Raw genomic sequence first — 17,395 nt, forward strand, 5'->3', positions numbered from 1 at the left:
TTGCGGTCCCGTACGTCGGATCAGCGTTTGCGGTAATACATCCGGTTCATGCGCTCATGGCTTCGGATTGACGTGGACGATGCCGCGGCTATCGAGCCAGGGCACGCAGTAGTCGCATCCCGGATTCGGGAAACTGGAAGCGCTGCCCGGGCCGTGCAGATCGAAGATCTCCCCAAGTTCAAGTTCGCCCTGGGTTTCCGCATGCATGTAAGCCGAGCGCCAATCAGGGTGCGGCACCAGGCCAGACCTGAAGGGCGGACTGCCGACGATCTCGCCAGGCCGCAGCACTACCGATCCTTCTTCCGTCGCTTGCAGGAATGCTTCATATACGCGCGGATTGTTGACGTTGACAATAGTCACGCCTTCCCGCGTCACGGTTGAAAACGTGACGGGCAAGCGCGGCGCGCTCAGCGTGGCTTGGATCTTGGGTGAGGCGACCTCATAAAATTCGAGTCCTATTTCGCGTGCACGATTGGCGTCTTGCAGCACCACGGCGCCCTCCAGCACTGTCCCTTCCAGCGCTGCGCCTTCCAGGGGCGCTACCGGTCCGCAGATGCCGAAAGAGGCTATCGTGGCGACTTGGCCCATGCCTTCGGCGTCATCGCTGCTCTTGACCAGGAATGGCGTGGAAGCGACGGCGGCCACGCGAGCATATGGCGCAGCCCGAGCCAGCACTGTTGTCACCACGGTTCCAGCGCCGCTCAGAACCACCCCCGCTGCACCCACGGTGACCAGGCCTGGCACGCCCAGCCGGTCGCCGGAAGCGAATGGGTCTGGCCGGTTGACCCAGTCCTTGAAATTTTGCCAGGCGCCCGGATCATGGGCAGCACGATCGGTCTCGGCAAAGGCGCTGGCTTCTTCGTAAGTGTCGAAACCATGGGTAGTGCCGTCTGCAGCGACGAAAGAAAACCGTTTTTCAGCCGCAGGCGGAGCGACGGGTGCAGCGTCGGCGACAGACCCCGCGCTGTCGCCGGCCGGATGTTCTTCCGGAAGGCATGCCTGCACGTTTTCTTCGCGTGCGGTAGAGGCTTCGGGATCGACGCAGGATTGTGTTTCCGGGTCGCATTCGAGGCCGGTCGGATCCGTGTAGGCAATTGGATTGTTGCGGGCATACGCATACAAATTGGTGCCGTCAGTTATTCCTTGCGGATCGGGACTCAGCCAGCGCGCCAGCCAGGAGGCGCAGTAACGTGCACCGTGGTAATACAGGCCGTTTTCCTCGTCGCGCTCCTTGCCGGTGTAGCGATAACGCTTAGGCGTCTCGCTGCGGCTGCGCAGCGCCTGGTAAGTGGTGCTGCCGTAGGGGCTGTATTCTTCGTACGAAATGATTCTGGCGTGCGGGTCCAGCTCGATGCTCGACGAGCCGAGATGGTTGTTGAACTGGTAGCGAATCAGTTGCAGAGGAGAATCGTCGTCGCCTTTGCTGCGCGTTTCCACCATGGCTATCCGCTGCTTGTCGTCCATGATGTGCAGCGTCTCGCGTTCCAGGCTGACGGCAGCCGCCTCGCCATGCCCGGCGTATTCGCGGTATATTTCACAGCCGTCCAGGTACAGGCGTTCTTTCCATGGCGCCGGCGCTGCGCCTGCTTCGGCCGTGCCGCAGAGTTCGGTCACCTTGCGTATGCGCTGGCCGCTGGCGTCATACACATACCAGGTGCGGCCGGCCGCGCCGTCGCGGACTACCTGTTGCGCCGACATTTGCAGCTGGTCGCGATAGTCCCATTGCATCAGTGGCAGATGCGGCATCGCCGTGATGTTGCCGTGGCGGCCGGCTATGTCGCCATAGCTGTAGCGCTGCGTGCTGTCGCCAAGTTGCGTGCTGCTCAGACGATTATTCAGTTTTCCAGGCTCCAGCGGGCTGGATTCCTGGTATGCATAGCTGCGATGCCATCCGGCCTGCGCCGGCTCGGCGCCGCGGTGCCGCATGTCCAGCAGGTTGCCGGCGGCATCGTAGTCGTATTGTTCTACATACCTGGCCATGGCGTTGCCGTCGCCGGGCTGCAGCAGGGCTGCTTGCGGCGAAGCGTCGCTGGAGTATGGCGTTGCAGGGCCGCCGATCTGACCGAGGTGTTCGCGGCCACGGCCTTCGATCAGCCGGTACAGCGCATCGTAGGTATAGTCGTTGCTCGGATCGACGCGCCGGTTACGGAAATAGACAGTCTGTTGGGCATCGTCCTGGATGTGCGTGATATTGCCTGCGGCATCGTAGCTGTAGTGCAAGCTTTGAATCCGGCAACCGGGCCAGCCGATTGGCGGCGTTGCCGGACAGTCGCCGGGAAAGGCGGCTGCCTGCCGCCGGCTGTGCAGATGGACCAGGCGGAAGGTCTGTGCATCGTATTCATAGCGCGTGCTGACGCCGTTGCCATAGGTGATGCTGCTGCGCTGGCCCTTGGCGTCATAATCGATATGCGTGATAAACGGTGTCGTTGCGGCAGATCCGCGCAGCCGTGCCGCTACCTCTTGCAGCTGACTCCTGCGGTTGTAGCGGGGATAGATGATGCTGCGGTCTGCCTTGCCAATTTCTATCGGGCGGTTGAGCGCATCGTAGCGATTGTAACTGTCGTAGGCGGCAGGTTCCAGCCCGGCCTGGGCGGACCAGTCCAGGATCGTTTTATAGTCGCAGGCGATCTGGCGCCTGCTACGCAGCAAATTGCCTTTGAAATCGTATTCTTCACTTGATACCAGTCCGGCCTGGTCGAACACCTGTATCGCTTTACCGCGCAGATTGGCGGTCACTGCATCTGCACGTGTCTCGCCGTAGATAGTGCGCCCGACCATCAATTCCTTCCCCTGGTCCTGGCGCAGGAACGCTGCGTCGGGGCGCCGTAAAGCGTCGTAGCTGGCGCGGAATTGTTGTCCGCGGCTATCCCAGGCACGAATCGATTTCCCGCTCACGTCATTGAGCATCCAGCGCTCGCCGGCATCCATGCTGGCCTGGTGCAGGCGCTTGCCGAGCTGGTCATAATCGCAGCGCATGACAAGGCGCTGCCTGGCGTCAAACACCTCGCGCTGATTGCCTTCGATGTCAAAGCGCACTCGGCTCAGGTAGAACTCTTCTTTTATCGGGGGCGCGCCGGGATTGCCCTCGCGCGCAAAGCGATTGTGGGCGATGTTCAGGAACATGCGGCCCAGCGAGTCGAAACAGGCAATGCCTGGCGTGCCGGCGTGCAATGCCGACTTGCGCGCTGCCTGCTGGCGCCACTCGCCTTGCTTGCCGTCGCAGCTAGATTGATACCAGCTAGGCAGGTAGCTGGCATCAGGCAAGCGGCGGAAAAAGTCGCCGACATCCGGATCGGCCTTCGGGTCCGCCACCAGCACGGTGTCGCTGGCATCCCAGTTTTCCTGTCGCCACGGGTCGTAGACTATTTTTTGCCAGCTATGGTCGGGATTGACAGTCGCCAGCGCGCGGCCGACCGCATCGTAGATCAAGATGGGGCTGACGCCTGCTTGATTGCCGAACCTGAACACATGGCTGTCGTCGAAAAAGGCTTCATATTGCCGGACTGCTTTGCCCTTGTTGTTGAATATGGTCCAGCCGCTGGCAAGCCAGCGCGTATCGAGCGGCGTTTCGATACCGGCTACGGGGCCTGGGTCTGCCTGTGTTTTTTTCTGGATCTCGCGGCCGAAACCGTCGGAATAGCTGAAACCGACCTGGATCCGGGTGGCCTGGCCCGCGGTCAGGTCGCTTACGTGGGTTTCGCGCGCCAGCGTTGCGGAAAAGGCTGGCTGCTCTTGCCGATGCCTGTCGGAAGCGTTGTTTTCGCTTTGATAAAAACGATCGGCGTCGTAGACGATACGCACCGATGCCTGGCCGAGCAGGGCGTACGCCGGGGCGCCGCCTGGGTCAGCATAGAACTGGGCAATTTCCGATCGGGTCAGGTCGCTGCGGAACTGATGCAGAGAATCGCCCAGGTTCTGCGTAACCTTGCCCATCAGCGCCGAACCGGCCACCAGTCCGAGCGCATCGAATGCAACCGCCGAGCGATTGCCGTTCGGGTCGGTCAACAGGCGGGGCTGCAGCGTCCGGTAGTCGTTTTCGGCGTGAACGGTATTGCCGAGTGCGTCTATCGTCCGTATGGATAGCATGTCGTAAATGTCGAAATCGACGACACCGCTTTGCCCGAAGGGATCTTCATAGCGGCGCGGCAGCAGGAAGTGTCTGAGCGCCTGCGCCAGTTCAAGCGCGGCATCGGCCTCAAGGCCGGGATGAAAATAGACGCGATTCCCGCATACCCACCAGCGGCCGTCGCCATCCAGGTCTACGTAACCGCCACCATCCTCTTGCCGGCTGCTTAATACCTGTGCCGGTTCAGGCAGCAACACTGTCGCTGCCTGAGGAGTGTCGTGGCGCACATAGGTTTTTTGCAGCAAAGTCGAACTGAATGCTAGCGCATAGCTGTTTCCCGGCAAAGCCAGCGATTCAAGCTTGCCTAGAGGAAGCAATCGGTCGAGGCGGTTGCTGCGGTAAAAATTGCGGTTTTGCTTTAGCAGGCGTCGATACGGATGGCGTTCAATCGCGCCTTCCGCCCACGTATCCTCGAACGGCAAATCATGCTTGCCATCGCCGGCGCGCCGCACCTGCAGCGCCAGTTCATCGAAGCTTAACAGATTGGTTATCGCGGTGATGCGGCGTTCCGGATGGAAACCAAGCAGCTGATAGTGCCGCGTTTCAGCAATCAGCGGAGTGCGATAGGCGGTTTTTTCCTGCAATGCATTGGTGTAGCTGTTCTCGCTCAGGGTCAGCAGGATCTGCGTTTGCTGCTCGTGATCGGCACTGCTCAGCATGGGGGACGGATCCGCGAACCTGCGGCCATAGGTGATCGCCACGGATTGCAGTACATTGCCGAAATCGTCCACCGCCAGCGTGACGCCATGCGACACGCGCGGATCGGCGCGCTTGCAGCCATCGACATGATATAGCTTGCGCTCGTAGTTAAAGCTGAGCGCCTCACGCGCATGCGTGAAAAACACGGCGTGCCGGTTGCCGTGCCGTCGCTGTATGGTGCGGATAGTGTAGTTGTTTTCAATCACGGTATAAGGACGGTCCGACTCATCCTTGCCGTCCAGGGCATATATTTCCTGGCGCAAGGTAGCTCCCTTGAGCGAGCGGCAGGCTTCGCGCGCTTCGCCAGGCGTTAGATTTTCGGGGAGGATAGTATCGGTCAGCTGCATTGCATGGATTTGCGCGGCGGACAGCCTCGCTTCGCCTTTTTTTCCTGTACCTTCGCAGTAGTATTCATGCGCCAGGTGCCGGGCAACGGCAGCCCCGTTCGCATAGACGCCGGTATGGGTCCAGGTCTTGGTCAGGACCGGCGGCACATGCGAGCTTTGGTCCAGGTTGAGCGCTTGCGGGAAATGTCCGCTGGCCGATAGCGTTGCGAATTCCTCGGTGTCAAGCCGGTCGACCCGGCCGAAGCCGCGAAACTCTCTCTCGACGCCGTCGTAAAAACCGTGGTGATAGCTGTAACGGCTCACGAAGCGATTGCGGCTCACATAGTCGTAGGTTTCCACCCGGCTCACTACGTGGACCGGGAATGGAAGCTTGCTGATCCAGGGATGGCAGTGAGCTTTGTCGTCCAGGTAGAACTCCGTCGAAGAGGCGTATTCGATGCGGGTTTCGGCGCCTAGATGGTTGGTAGCGCTTGCCAGCAGATGCGGCTTCTGGCCGCACATCAGGTCTATATAGCGCAACTGGCGCCGGTTCTCGCGTAGCAACGGCGAGGACCAGAGCAGGCAGGCCGTGCCGCGCCCAAGGAAGTCTGTGACCGCGACCGACGCCAGGTTGTCGATGGCGGGAAAGCACGGCAGATGGCGTGCATCGCTCCAGCTGTTGCCGGCCTGGTTCAGGAAAATCCGCACGCCGTCCTTGGCCAGATAGATGATATCCGAGGTGCCGGAACCGTCGGTGTCGGCCAGGCGGATGCGGCTTTGCTCGAACAGATCCGGCATGTCGAAGCGTGGTGCGTTGTCCATGGTGATCTTGGCGCCGAAGCGGCCGTAGCCGAGATTGGGCCAGTAACAGACCTGGCTATTGCGGATGCGCAGGATGTCGGACAAGCCGTCGCCGGACATGTCGGCCAGGTAGATGGTTTGCGCAGGATCGGAAAATACGACGCGCGGCCCCAATTCTTCATCTAGCGGCAAACGCACCCGTATTCCCGGACCAAAACCATCCTTGAGCAGGGATGGGTGCCAGGTCATGGCGTCGTTTTCGGTGACCAGTACGTCGGCGACGCCATCGCCGGTCAGGTCGACGAAACGCAGGTTAGGATCGCTCCAATCCCTGAGCGGGAGCGAGAGAAAGGCCCGAAAGCCAATCCAGCCGGAATCGGCTGAGCGTTCATGAAAGCCAGCAGTCGGCGATCCCAGGTCGACCAGGTCGAGATTGCCGTCACCGGCAACATCCATCAGCATTTGCGCGCCGCCACCGAGCGCGCCGAGCGACGGTTGCGACTTGAGCATTTCGACGGCGCCGAAGCGGCCCTTGCCGTTGTTCGGTTGGTAGAACCAGGCGTCATCCTGTTCGCTTAGAACGCCTGGGATTCCCTCCGCATCGAGATCCAGCCAGTGATAGTCGTTGCCGTCGACGCCCTGCGGCAAGTTGGCCAGGCTGTCCGCAGTCACTGTTTCAAGCTGGAAGCCGTCAAAACCGCCATCTTCAAGCGGACTTACCGTATATGAAAACTCCAAGGGCGGCCATGAGCGTGTCAGGTATCGCAGGTCTTCCTCAAGCTTGTGCCCCGCTTGCCTGATGCTGGCTATGAAAGTGCCGCTGCCGGCTTCGCGGTATGCGAATGTGGTCGAGCGCACCAGGCAAGCGTCGACGCCCAGTTCGTCGCGGAAATGATGAAACATCAGCACTCGCCGGCAGAGGCGGCAGGTGCGTATCTCGAAACCTGAGCGATAACTGGAGAACGGGTCCTTGCGTACCGGCCAGGTGCAGACGGCGCCCGGGCTTGCGTGCGCCAGGATGCGCTGCTCCTGGTCGGCGGCATCCTCGCGGTAATGGCCTTGGTCGTAATCGAATACAACCTCAAACAGCCATGGCATCGAATCGAGCTCATGCCAGGCGGGCAGGCAAGCACTACGGAAGCCGGGATTTTCGGGGGCCAGCAGCAGAGGCAGCCGGTTGCCGTAGCGGATCCGCTTGGGATAGCGGTTCGCCGACCTTATGCGGTTGCGTTCATTGGACAGGTTGCAGGCTATGCCGTCGTCGTTTTCGGCAGCATAGTCGTAGATGATGGCGTTGCCTTTATCGTCATAGCTCTGACAGGCGAGCCAGCTGAATACATGTTTCGGGTCGGCCGGATCGGAGATGCGCGAGGCGCTATCGATGCCGTAGACAGTGAACGTGTTGTTCCTGGAGATGCTGCGCCAGTGCGTATCGCCATCGGTCAGCCTAGTCCAGCGTTCGATGCGGGCAAAGCCGCCTTCGATGCGCGGGCGATAGCGTTTGATGCGGTAACCGTCGTACTGGTGTTCATCGTGGATCCAGCGGCCCGCAGCGTCAGGTACCAGTATCGGCACCAGGTCTTCTGCCGAAGACAGAACGAAAATATCGCTTTCCTCGCAGTCCAGGTAACGTGGAATGCCTTTGTCGGTACGGCGCGTGATCGCCATCAGGGATAAGCCCCAGCCGATGCCGAAAACGCCATTGCCGCCGCCCGAATCGTACGTCAGGGTGAGTTGCGGAGTAAAACCGGAACGGCCGGGACTGACGGCAATTGCCACCGCCAGGGAGCCGGTCCCGGTAACCGGATTGGCGGCGAATTTCTCGTCGATGCCGCGGATCGCGCCACCGCCCTTGGGCAGGTTCAGCTGCGGCGCCGTTGGACCGAGCTGGGCCTGTGCCGGATCCGTAGCGTCCACGTCAGATGCAGTGCCAGCTGCCATTGGCTCTCCATTGAATCATGTCCAATCACAGTCCTGACACGTCGCCGACGTTGGTCAAGATGTTTTGTTCGATCCGGTCACGATGCGGTTGTGGTGACCTCCGTAAAAATATAGGTCGAGTATTGCCCTTTTGCAAGATAAGAAAAAAAGATAATTTGTACTTGGAAATCCGGGGAAGGCTGATGTCGGCGCGGTACATGCCGGCCGCTATTTCTACCGTTTTTTTTTGCACTGGCGCGGCCCGAAACCAGTCAAGCGCACTCGCCGGAAGGGGGTGAGATTTTCCGGCATTCCCGACGCGCGGCCGCCGGTCCAAGCCGGTGGCATGGTATGTTCACGATCTGTGCCCGGACTGCCGTTTTTATCGACAAGAGAGAATCCATGTTCGCCTTCGATCCCAATCATTATCCTTACGCTTCCCGCCGCAGCGCGGTCTACGCCAGGCGCGGCATGGTCGCCACCTCGCAGCCGCTGGCGGCGCAGGCCGGGCTGGCGGTGCTGCAGGCCGGCGGCAACGCGATCGATGCGGCAGTCGCTGCCGCCGCAGCGCTGACCGTGGTCGAGCCGACCGCCAACGGCATCGGCGGCGACGCCTTTGCGCTGATCTGGCACCAGGGCCAGCTGCACGGCCTGAACGCTAGCGGCGCGGCGCCGCAGGCGGCTACGCTAGCCAAGCTGCACGCCGCCGGCCACCGGAGCATGCCGAAATACGGCGGCTTGCCGGTCACCGTGCCCGGCGCGCCGGGCGCATGGGCCAGCATGGCCGAGCGCTTCGGCAAGCTGCCGCTGCAGCATTCCATGGCGGGCGCCATCGCGCTGGCGCAAGACGGTTATCCGGTATCGCCGATGGTGGCGTTCGCCTGGCAGCAGGCTTACAAATTATTCCGGGAAGAGCTGAAGGATGGCCATTTCCAATCCTGGTTCGATACCTTCAGCATCGATGGCCGCGCGCCGCATGCCGGCGAAACATGGCGTGCGCCGGACCATGCCGGTACGCTGCGCGCGATTGCCGCCGACAACTGCGCCAGTTTCTATCGCGGCGCCCTGGCGGAACGGACCGCCGCCTGCGTGCAAGCCGCCGGCGGCTACCTCGACAGCGCCGACCTGGCGGCGTACCGGCCGCAATGGGTGACGCCGATCAGCAGCAGCTACCGCGGCTACCAGGTCTGGGAAATCCCGCCCAACGGCCACGGCCTGGTGGCTTTGCTGGCCTTGAATATCCTGAAAGGTTTTGATTTCAGCGAACGCGATACCTTGCTGACCTATCACCGCCAGATCGAAGCCATCAAGCTGGCCTATGCCGACGGCCTGGCGCACATCGCCGACAGCGGCTACATGCGGGTGGCGGTCGAGGATTTGCTGTCGGATGCTTATGCCGACGAGCGGCGCAAGCTGATAGGGGCGCGCGCGGTGCTGCCGCAGGCGGGCCAGCCGGCGCGCGGCGGCACGGTGTACCTGAGCACCGCCGACGATGAAGGCAACATGGTGTCCTTCATCCAGAGCAATTACATGGGTTTCGGTTCCGGGCTGGTGGTGCCGGGGACCGGCATCGCCCTGCATAACCGCGGCAACAATTTCACGCTCGACGCCGCCCATCCGAATTGCCTGGCGCCGGGCAAGCGGCCTTACCACACCATCATTCCCGGATTCCTGAGCAAAGACGGCCGGGCGGTCGGCCCGTTCGGCGTTATGGGCGCGTTCATGCAGCCGCAGGGACATGTGCAGATGGTCATGAATACGGTGGATTTCGCGCTCAATCCACAATCCTCGCTGGACGCTCCGCGCTGGGAATGGGAGAGCGGCAACAACGTCAGCATCGAGCATACCAATCCCGAACACCTGTTCCGCGGCTTGCGCGGCCTCGGGCACGAAGCATCGTGGTCGGCCAACCAGCTCGGTTTCGGCCGCGGCCAGATCATCTGGCGCGACCGCCACGGCGTCCTGTGCGGCGGCACCGAGCCGCGCACCGATGGTTGCGTGGCGGCCTGGTGAACCTCGGGGTTACAGCTGGACGTTGGTGGTGGCGTTGAACTTGGTGTTCAGGCTGGTTTCCAGGTTGCCGATGGCCCCTTCCAGGACGGTGAAGATTTGCGCGCGGTTGGCGGCGTTGCTCAAGTCCAGCGTCGCGCCGGCAGCGACTCCGGCCGTGGCCAGCGCGCTGTTGAACGCAGCCTGCGCCTGCGCCGCCGAAATATAGGCCGACTGGCCGGCGCTGTTCACATACGCCAGGGTCTGGAACACATTGGAGAACACGGTTCCCAGCGCCGGGATGGCGAAGGCGACGTGGTTGGCCGGCGTCGCGAAGGCGGTGGCGCTGGTGGTCGGGATCGGGTTGTCATACAGCTGGTCCAGGTAATAGCGCACCTGATACGGATACTGCTTGTAGGTGTCGGTCGCGCCCCATACCGAACTGTAGGCGTTGACGCTGGCCACCGTCGCCGCCGTGGCGGTTGCCGCCAGCTTGCTGTAGCTGGTCATCAGCGTGCCGTAGAAACCTTGGTTGTAGGCGACGTTCAGCAGCACGTCCAGGAAATTGTCCGGCAGCTTGGTGAAATTGACCAGCGCATTGTCGTAATCCGGCTGCCATGGCGTGGTCCAGCCGCCGGTGCCTTTGCCGGTAACGATCAGGGCGACAAAATCGTTGTAGTGGAAATACGCGGTCAGCATCGGCCCGTAGTACTTGTTGTTGAACGACGGCGGCGTCGGCTTGCTGTACTGCTGGGCCGCGTTGGCCATGGTGTAACCGATGTTTTTCTGGAGCGCGACGTAGTTGATCAGCGAATGGCCGGCGGGCGCGTAGGAACCGGACACCATGTCGGCAGCGTAATTGTTGATCTGGTACGGACCGCCCTGGCCGGTGCCCATCACGGCCTGCTGGTCGGGGGACGGATCGATCAGGTTGCCGCTGCTGACGTACAGGCCGGTCGCTATGTTTTCCTGCAGCAGCTGGCCCAGGATCGAGCCGTACAGGTAGTCTTTCTGGAACTGCATGCCGGGATAATATTGCTTCAGCAGATGGCCATACATGACGCCGGCGATGATGTTCGACATGATCAGGTCATTGTAGTTGCCGCCGTCCAGCAGCAGCTGGTCCTGCGCCGAGCCGGCGCCCAGCAGCAGGTGGAAATTGATGGTTCCGGTGGTGGCGCCTGGAGGAGGCGGCGTGACAGGCGGCGGCGTCACCGGCGGCACCGAGTCGCCGCAGGCGCCGGCCGAAGTCCAGGGTTTTCCGCTGCCGGCCGGGCCGCTGTCGGTGGACGGGTTATTCCCCTGTGTCCACCAGTTGGCGGTGTAATTGACGTTGCCGTAGCTGGCGCTGTTGCCGCCGGTGTAGATGGCGCTGGCGACCCACGCGGCGGCGCAGGCCGGGGCGCTGGCCTTGGCTGAAACCTGCTGCAGGCTTGCGCTGGCAACGCCGGGCGAACCGCCGTCGCTGCAGGCGGCCAGCATGGCGCCGGCCAGGCTCAGCAGCAAGGTGTTGGATAGCGTTGTTCTCATGTCTCTCTCCTCGATCAATGGATGATGCAAGAGGAGCGAGCCAAAGTTCAGCGTCCGCGCACTCCCTAAGCTGTGGCTGAGGATGCGGCTGCGAAAAATGAGCGTCAAGTGGTTTAAAAATTCTCGTTGCGGCACCATACCACTTCAAGATCTGTGCGATTCCAGCCGGGCAAGCGCTTTGGTTTCACATCGCTGGCAAAATCTCCTTGCATCCATATATTTCCATGAGGAAACAATATTCGGGAAAAATGGGCCGGAGCCAAACGGCGGCATTCGCGGCCTGTCCGGCCCGGGCGCAGTACAGACGGGGACATACCACTTGCGCTGACGGCATCATGTGGTCTTAGCCGGCATGACGGTTCTTTCATCTTTTTTGCCGGCCCGGCCGCGGGCAGGCAAAGCAATGATCGACGCCGGAATGTGGCAATATCGCGGATATTTATCCGTGACGTGATCAATTACTGAAAGCCACAGCCATGCGACCATTACCTTTCCTGCGCAAGGTGTCTTGCGCGGTGTTCATGCTTGTGTGCGGGACCGTTAGCGGGACCGCAAGCGGGAGCACTTCCGCACAAAGCACTTACCAGGCCTCGGGCGACTGCGCCGGTCTCCCGCGCCTCGACCTCAAGGTCGCCAAGGGCATGTGCATGGGGCTGGTTGCCGAACACCTTGGTTTCGTGCGCGGCGTGGCTGCCATCGGCCAGGATATCTATGTGCTGGACATGGGCGGCTGGGCCAGCAACCGCGGCCGCCTGCTGCGCCTGAACCTGAAGCAGGGCGGCAAGCCGGAAGTGTTGCTGAGCAAGCTCAACATGCCCAACGCGATCATCGCGACGCCGGACAAACGGCTGCTGGTCAGCATGCTCGGCCGCATCGTGCGCATCGATCCCGCGGCCAAGGATATTGCCGCCAGCATGCAAGATGTCGTGACCAACCTGCCTGGCACCGGCCGCCATCCGCTGACAGCGATGGTGCTGGGCGCCGACGGTTCGCTGTATATCAATGTCGGCTCGGCTACCGACAATTGCGAGATCAAGCCAGACCAGCCCGGCAAGGCGGCTTTCCCTTGTCCCGAGATAGGCGAGACGCCGCCGCGCGCCAGCGTGCTGCACGCCAGGCTGCCTGCGACCGGGGCGGCGCTCGACGCCCGCACCATACCGGTCCATGCGCGCGGCTTGCGCAACAGCGTGGCGCTGGCGCTCAGCCCGGACGGCACGCTGATCGCCGCCACCAATTCGCGCGACAACATCACCGTCGCCGATGCCAGCTTGCCTGACGCCGAACTGCCGCACGACACCTTGAGCTGGCTGGCCGCAGGCGCCGATTACGGTTGGCCGTATTGCTTCGACCAGCTCAGGGCCAGCCCCGAATATCCGAAGTTCGACTGCAGCAAGAAGACCGCCCCCAGCCGCCTGTTGCCGCCGCATGCGGCGCCGCTCGGCATGCTGGTCTACAGCGGCAAGACCATGCCGGCGCTGGCCGGCCGCCTGGTCATCGGCTATCACGGCTATCGCGCCGCCGGCCACAGGCTGGTCAGCCTGGCTCTGGATTCATCATATAAGCCGGTGGGTGAGCCGAAGGAGCTGGTGTCGGGCTGGAATTTCCTGGCCGGTAAACATCCGATGGGCGCGCCGGTGGGACTGGCGACGCTGGATGACGGCAGCGTGGTGATTACGGAAGACAGGAACGGCACGCTGGTGCGGCTGGCTGCCGATACACGCTAGCCTGTGCAGGCGGCGGCGTGGTTCTGATCCGGCTGAGGCCGCCGGCTTAATTTGTCGTGCTGGGTTTACCGATATGTGAGGAGATTCTAGCCATCCCATGCTATCTGCATGGTGACAAAGCTATTGACGAATCTACTCACATATCGATACAGCCGCATGTGAGGCTGGAACAGAGCTTAACGGAACAATATGACAGGCGTTTGACATTGGATGCGGTTCCTCGCATGCCGGGCGCCGAGACCCGGGAACTGCCCTGAGAATGATGTTGCCACAGTGCAAAGTCATGATAATATTTCAATGAGCGAGCCGGCCGTTTTTCAATAACGTATCCGATTCTCGTGAATCTTATCGACAGGGTGGACTGACAGGCGCCGCTATCAGAGCGCTACGTCCGCAAAACAAGGGGAGCGGATGGAAAACATATATCCGGCAGGTCCGGCGAGCGTGCCGGGCGATCTTGCCAAACCAACCAAGGCATACAAGAATCGGGCATGGCTAGCGGTCGGCTGCCTTGCGTTGTTCATTGCGCTGTATTTTTTCCTCGCCGGCTGGTTCGGGCTTACCGCCTACCGGCTTATCGGAAATGCGGTGACGAATGGCAGGAATGCGTTCTGGAGTTTCGTCGCCGGGGCATGCGCTGCGTTCCTCGCCATCTTCATGCTCAAGGCGCTTTTCTTTACCAGGCAGATCGTCAAGACTGACGATCCCGAAGTCACGCCTGAACAGCAGCCTCGCCTGTTCGAGTTCCTCTACCGGCTTGCCGACGAAGCAGGCGCGCCGCGTCCGCACCGGGTGTTCTTGTCGGCGCGGGTGAACGCCGCTGTCTTCTACGACTTGTCCATCCTCAACCTGATCTTTCCCTCGAAGAAAAACCTCGAAATCGGGCTGGCGCTGGTGAATGTGCTGTCGCTGGGCGAACTCAAGGCGGTATGCGCCCACGAATTCGGCCACTTTGCCCAGCGCTCGATGGCGGTGGGGCGATGGGTATACACGGCACAGCAGATCGCCGCGCACATCGTTGCCAGGCGCGACGCCCTCGACAGTTTCCTGGCAGGTTTGTCGCGCGTCGATTTCCGCATTGCGTGGATCGGCTGGGTGCTGGGAGTGATCGTGTGGTCGATCCGCTCGGTGATCGACGTCGGATTTCGCGGCGTGGTCCTGGCGCAGCGCGCGCTCGCGCGTGAAATGGAAATGCAAGCCGACCTGGTGGCGGTTTCACTGACCGGCAGCGACACCCTGATACATGCCCTGCATCGCCTGGGAGCGGCCGACGACGCCTGGGACCGGGCCGTCCGGTTCGCGCATTCCGAGGCGGCCGGCAAGCGCGTCGTCAAGGATGTGTTTGCGATCCAGTCGAACATCATCGAACAGTTCGCCCGAGTGCTGGACGATCCGTTTTATGGAAAATATCCACCGCTGCCGGCCGATAACGCGCCGGCGCATCGCGTGTTCAAGGCCGACTTCGCGCTGCCTCCAAGCATGTGGGCGACCCATCCGCTGAACTACGAGCGGGAAGAAAATGCCAAGCGCAATTATGTGCCGGCCGCGTCCGATGACCGCAGTGCGTGGACCATCTTCGAGGATGCGCAATCCTTGCGCGAACAAGCCTCGGCGCGTATGGCAGGTGCGCAAGAGGATGAGCCCGCGCCGATCGAGGCATCCCTGGCCAGGTTGGGCGAGCAGTATTCCCGCGAATATTTCAACCGCGCTTACCGCGGCGTCTACCTAGGCCGCTCGGTGACGCGCGAGGCCAGGCACGCGAGCGATCTGTTCGATTTGCAGCGTGAGGCCGATGCGAGCGAGCTGCAATCGCTCTATCCTGAATCGCTGGGGCAAGACCTGGAGCAGTTGCGCAACCTTGAAAAGGAAGTGCTGCTGCTGGAATCTTTGCAAAGCAAGGCGTTCGTGCCGGCCGACGGCGTGATTCGTTACCGCGGACGGCAACTGCGCCGCAGCGAGCTGCCGCAAGCCATAGAAGAATCGCGGCGGGAAGCGACCCAGGCGCGGGACAAGATCTGCGCCCATGACCGCCTGTGCCGCACCCTGCACCTTGCCGCAGCCCGCAAACTCGGGCACGGCTGGGAGGAGTACCTCACAGGATTGATCACCTTGCTGCACTACGCAGACCACACCGATGCCTGCCTGCGCGACGCCCAGGCGGCATTGCGGCAAGTCATCTCGGTCGAGACCTCAGGCGGCGTCCGCCAGGTGGGCAACGATGGCGCCGACCGCATCGTGCGGGTGGCGAGCGAACTGTACCAGCTCGTCGCGCGAGTATATGAAGATGCGGCTGCCGTCGTGTTCGACGCCTCGTTCGCGCCGCGCCTTGGCGCAGAATCGTTTGCAGGCGCGCTTGGCGAACTCGGGCTGAGGCCGCCGCATCGGGAGAATATCAATGACTGGCTGCGGGTCGTAGACGGCTGGCTGAACCAGACGCTGGGGGCGTTGGTTGCCTTGTCCTCGTGCACGCTGGAGAGGCTGCTGCAGAGCGAAGCGGCGGTTGCCGGATGGGCGCGGACAAATGCCGAGCCTGAGGAAGCGCCGGCGCCTGCCCAGGCGCCCAAGGATTGCGCCACGCTGATTCCCGGCAATGAACGGGCGCGGACAATCAAGGCCGGATGGTGGCAGCGTTTTCAATCGGCGCAGGGGTGGGGGCATGGGCTGGCGCGCTTTGCCGTTGCCGGAGGGATCATCGGCGCCGTGCTGCTGACGGGCTCATCGCTGACCTTGCCCGACATTGCGATCTACAACGGGCTCGGGCGTTCCGTGCGAGTCAGCATCGGCGGCCACTCTGTCAGCGTTCCTGCTTTTGCATCGAGCAAGATAGAGGCTTCCCATGCCCGCAGCTACCATGTTGAAGCACACGATGAGCAGGGCCGCCTGGTCGAGAGTTTCGAGGGCGATATTAACGATGGCCAGGCTGGCACGTTCTACAATATTGCGGCGGCCAGCCCGCTGATCCAGTGGACTGCGGCGTACGGCGCCTTTCAAGCGCCGCCGCCAGAGAGCATAGGGGTCACGCGCTGGGGACATTCGACGGCAGACGTATTGTTCGAAGAGCCGCCGAGTTCGATCAAGAGCACGGGCGGCGGCATGCGCACCGTGCTGAGCGGCGCCGGCGACATGGCGCCGGCGCAAACCCTGAGCTGGGTGCCGCGCGCAGATATTCCAAAAACAATCGCAACCCGCGCGCGCTGGAGCAGTCCTCACGATCCCTATCTCATGCATTGGCTGAGCCTTGCAGCAGAGCAGCCTGGTTTTGACGGCATCTTGCGGCAGCGCATGGCGGATGATCCTCACGATATCGTTGCCTTGCGCACGCTGCAGGACAGTATCGCACCGGCCGCGCGTGCAAGCTTCTGCGCGCAGCAGGCCTCGCTCTCCGCCGCTGCGCCTGACAACCCGGACCTGCGTTACATCGCCCTGCGGTGCATGCCGGATTCCGACGCCAAGAACGCTGGATTCGACGAAGGCCATCGGCGCTGGCCCGGCCATGGCTGGTTCGCCTACGCAGTGGGCTATACCGCCGAGGAGAAAGGCAACTGGGCGGACGCCAGCAAGGCAAAGATGCTGGCGGCAAAAAACGAGCCGGCGCTGAGAGACGTCATCAGCGTTGATATTGCACGCCTGAGGCGCATGCAATCGGGCAATCCGCGGGCCGATATAGCCGACCTGGCGCGCAGTTCGACGAGCGTGCGCACCATGCTGGCGCTGGAAACCGGCGAGGGCATCAGCGGCAATGTGATGGCTGCGTATCACGAACTGGCGCTTGGGCACATGGAAAGCGCGGTATCGAAAGCCAAGGGCAGCGAACATGAAGCACGCGTGCTGCGTCTTGCTGCCGCCAGCAGCGGCGCGCCTCGAGCGTTGGTGGCGCAGGCGCTTGCCTTGCCTCTGCTCGATTCGGATACCGATGAGGCCAGCATATTCACGGCGATGGCGCTGGCAATCCGTGCAGGGAAAGATGTCAGCCAATATCACGGAGCGCTCAGCCGCCTGGAGCAGAGCCGCAAGAATGCCGGCCTTGAGGAGCGCATGCTGCGTTTTGCGGATGCGCTGCGCGACGCCAATGTCGCACAAGCCCAAGGGCAGCTGGACGGCTTGCCGATGGAACTGCGCGCGACGGCTTATGCCATGGGCGTCACGGTCCTCGGAGAGCGCGCCCCCGCTGACTGGAAGCTGGGAGCGCGCTGCATGCTGTTTGCCTCCGAGCGTCCTTATTTCGGATGAAGGCAATACGCTAGCCGAAGATTTGCCGGAGCCGGCAAAATGAACTTGCC

6 protein-coding genes are annotated in these 17,395 nt (G+C 62.1%); 3 read left to right on the plus strand and 3 right to left on the minus strand.

The features are described from left to right. Window positions 1-54 precede the first annotated feature (54 nt). Complete coding sequence (locus BM062_RS00750; RefSeq protein ID WP_092392092.1) at window positions 55-7,893, minus strand: SpvB/TcaC N-terminal domain-containing protein; 7,839 nt, start codon at window positions 7,891-7,893, stop codon at window positions 55-57. A gap of 381 nt (window positions 7,894-8,274) precedes the next feature. Between BM062_RS00750 and BM062_RS00755 the strand changes: the two genes are divergently transcribed. Continuing rightward, the gene (locus BM062_RS00755; RefSeq protein WP_092392694.1) at window positions 8,275-9,885 is read left to right on the plus strand and encodes a gamma-glutamyltransferase family protein; all 1,611 of its coding nucleotides are present in this window, start codon (window positions 8,275-8,277) and stop codon (window positions 9,883-9,885) included. A gap of 9 nt (window positions 9,886-9,894) precedes the next feature. On the opposite strand, the gene BM062_RS00760 is transcribed toward BM062_RS00755, so the two are convergent. Together BM062_RS00760 and BM062_RS25475 are read right to left on the minus strand one after the other, a co-directional pair. After that, window positions 9,895-11,391: a chitin-binding protein gene (locus tag BM062_RS00760; protein ID WP_254784846.1), complete on the minus strand. Its 1,497-nt coding sequence runs from the start codon at window positions 11,389-11,391 to the stop codon at window positions 9,895-9,897. A gap of 333 nt (window positions 11,392-11,724) precedes the next feature. Beyond that, window positions 11,725-11,877, minus strand: coding sequence for a hypothetical protein (locus BM062_RS25475; protein WP_175500835.1), 153 nt, complete (start codon window positions 11,875-11,877; stop codon window positions 11,725-11,727). Here BM062_RS25475 and BM062_RS00765 point away from each other — a divergent pair. Both BM062_RS00765 and BM062_RS00770 read left to right on the plus strand, forming a co-directional pair. Further along, window positions 11,868-13,115 carry a PQQ-dependent sugar dehydrogenase gene (locus BM062_RS00765; RefSeq protein WP_254784847.1) on the plus strand — a complete coding sequence of 416 codons (1,248 nt, stop codon included), beginning with the start codon at window positions 11,868-11,870 and terminating at the stop codon, window positions 13,113-13,115. The two genes, BM062_RS25475 and BM062_RS00765, sit on opposite strands and share 10 nt — an antisense overlap. Before the next feature lie 411 nt (window positions 13,116-13,526). Then, window positions 13,527-17,345 (plus strand): M48 family metallopeptidase, encoded by a 3,819-nt coding sequence (locus tag BM062_RS00770; protein WP_092392098.1) that lies wholly within the window; start codon window positions 13,527-13,529, stop codon window positions 17,343-17,345. Window positions 17,346-17,395: the final 50 nt, after the last annotated feature.

Origin of the sequence: Collimonas sp. OK412 (assembly GCF_900112135.1) — a bacterium.
Taxonomy (GTDB): Bacteria; Pseudomonadota; Gammaproteobacteria; order Burkholderiales; family Burkholderiaceae_D; genus Collimonas; species Collimonas rhizosphaerae.

Excerpts from the sequence above, each read along its gene's own strand:
- BM062_RS00750 (WP_092392092.1), bottom strand. The coding sequence starts at position 7,893 with ATGGCAGCTGGCACTGCATCTGACGTGGACGCTACGGATCCGGCACAG.
- BM062_RS00755 (WP_092392694.1), top strand. The coding sequence starts at position 8,275 with ATGTTCGCCTTCGATCCCAATCATTATCCTTACGCTTCCCGCCGCAGC.
- BM062_RS00760 (WP_254784846.1), bottom strand. The coding sequence starts at position 11,391 with ATGAGAACAACGCTATCCAACACCTTGCTGCTGAGCCTGGCCGGCGCC.
- BM062_RS00765 (WP_254784847.1), top strand. The coding sequence starts at position 11,868 with ATGCGACCATTACCTTTCCTGCGCAAGGTGTCTTGCGCGGTGTTCATG.
- BM062_RS25475 (WP_175500835.1), bottom strand. The coding sequence starts at position 11,877 with ATGGTCGCATGGCTGTGGCTTTCAGTAATTGATCACGTCACGGATAAA.
- BM062_RS00770 (WP_092392098.1), top strand. The coding sequence starts at position 13,527 with ATGGAAAACATATATCCGGCAGGTCCGGCGAGCGTGCCGGGCGATCTT.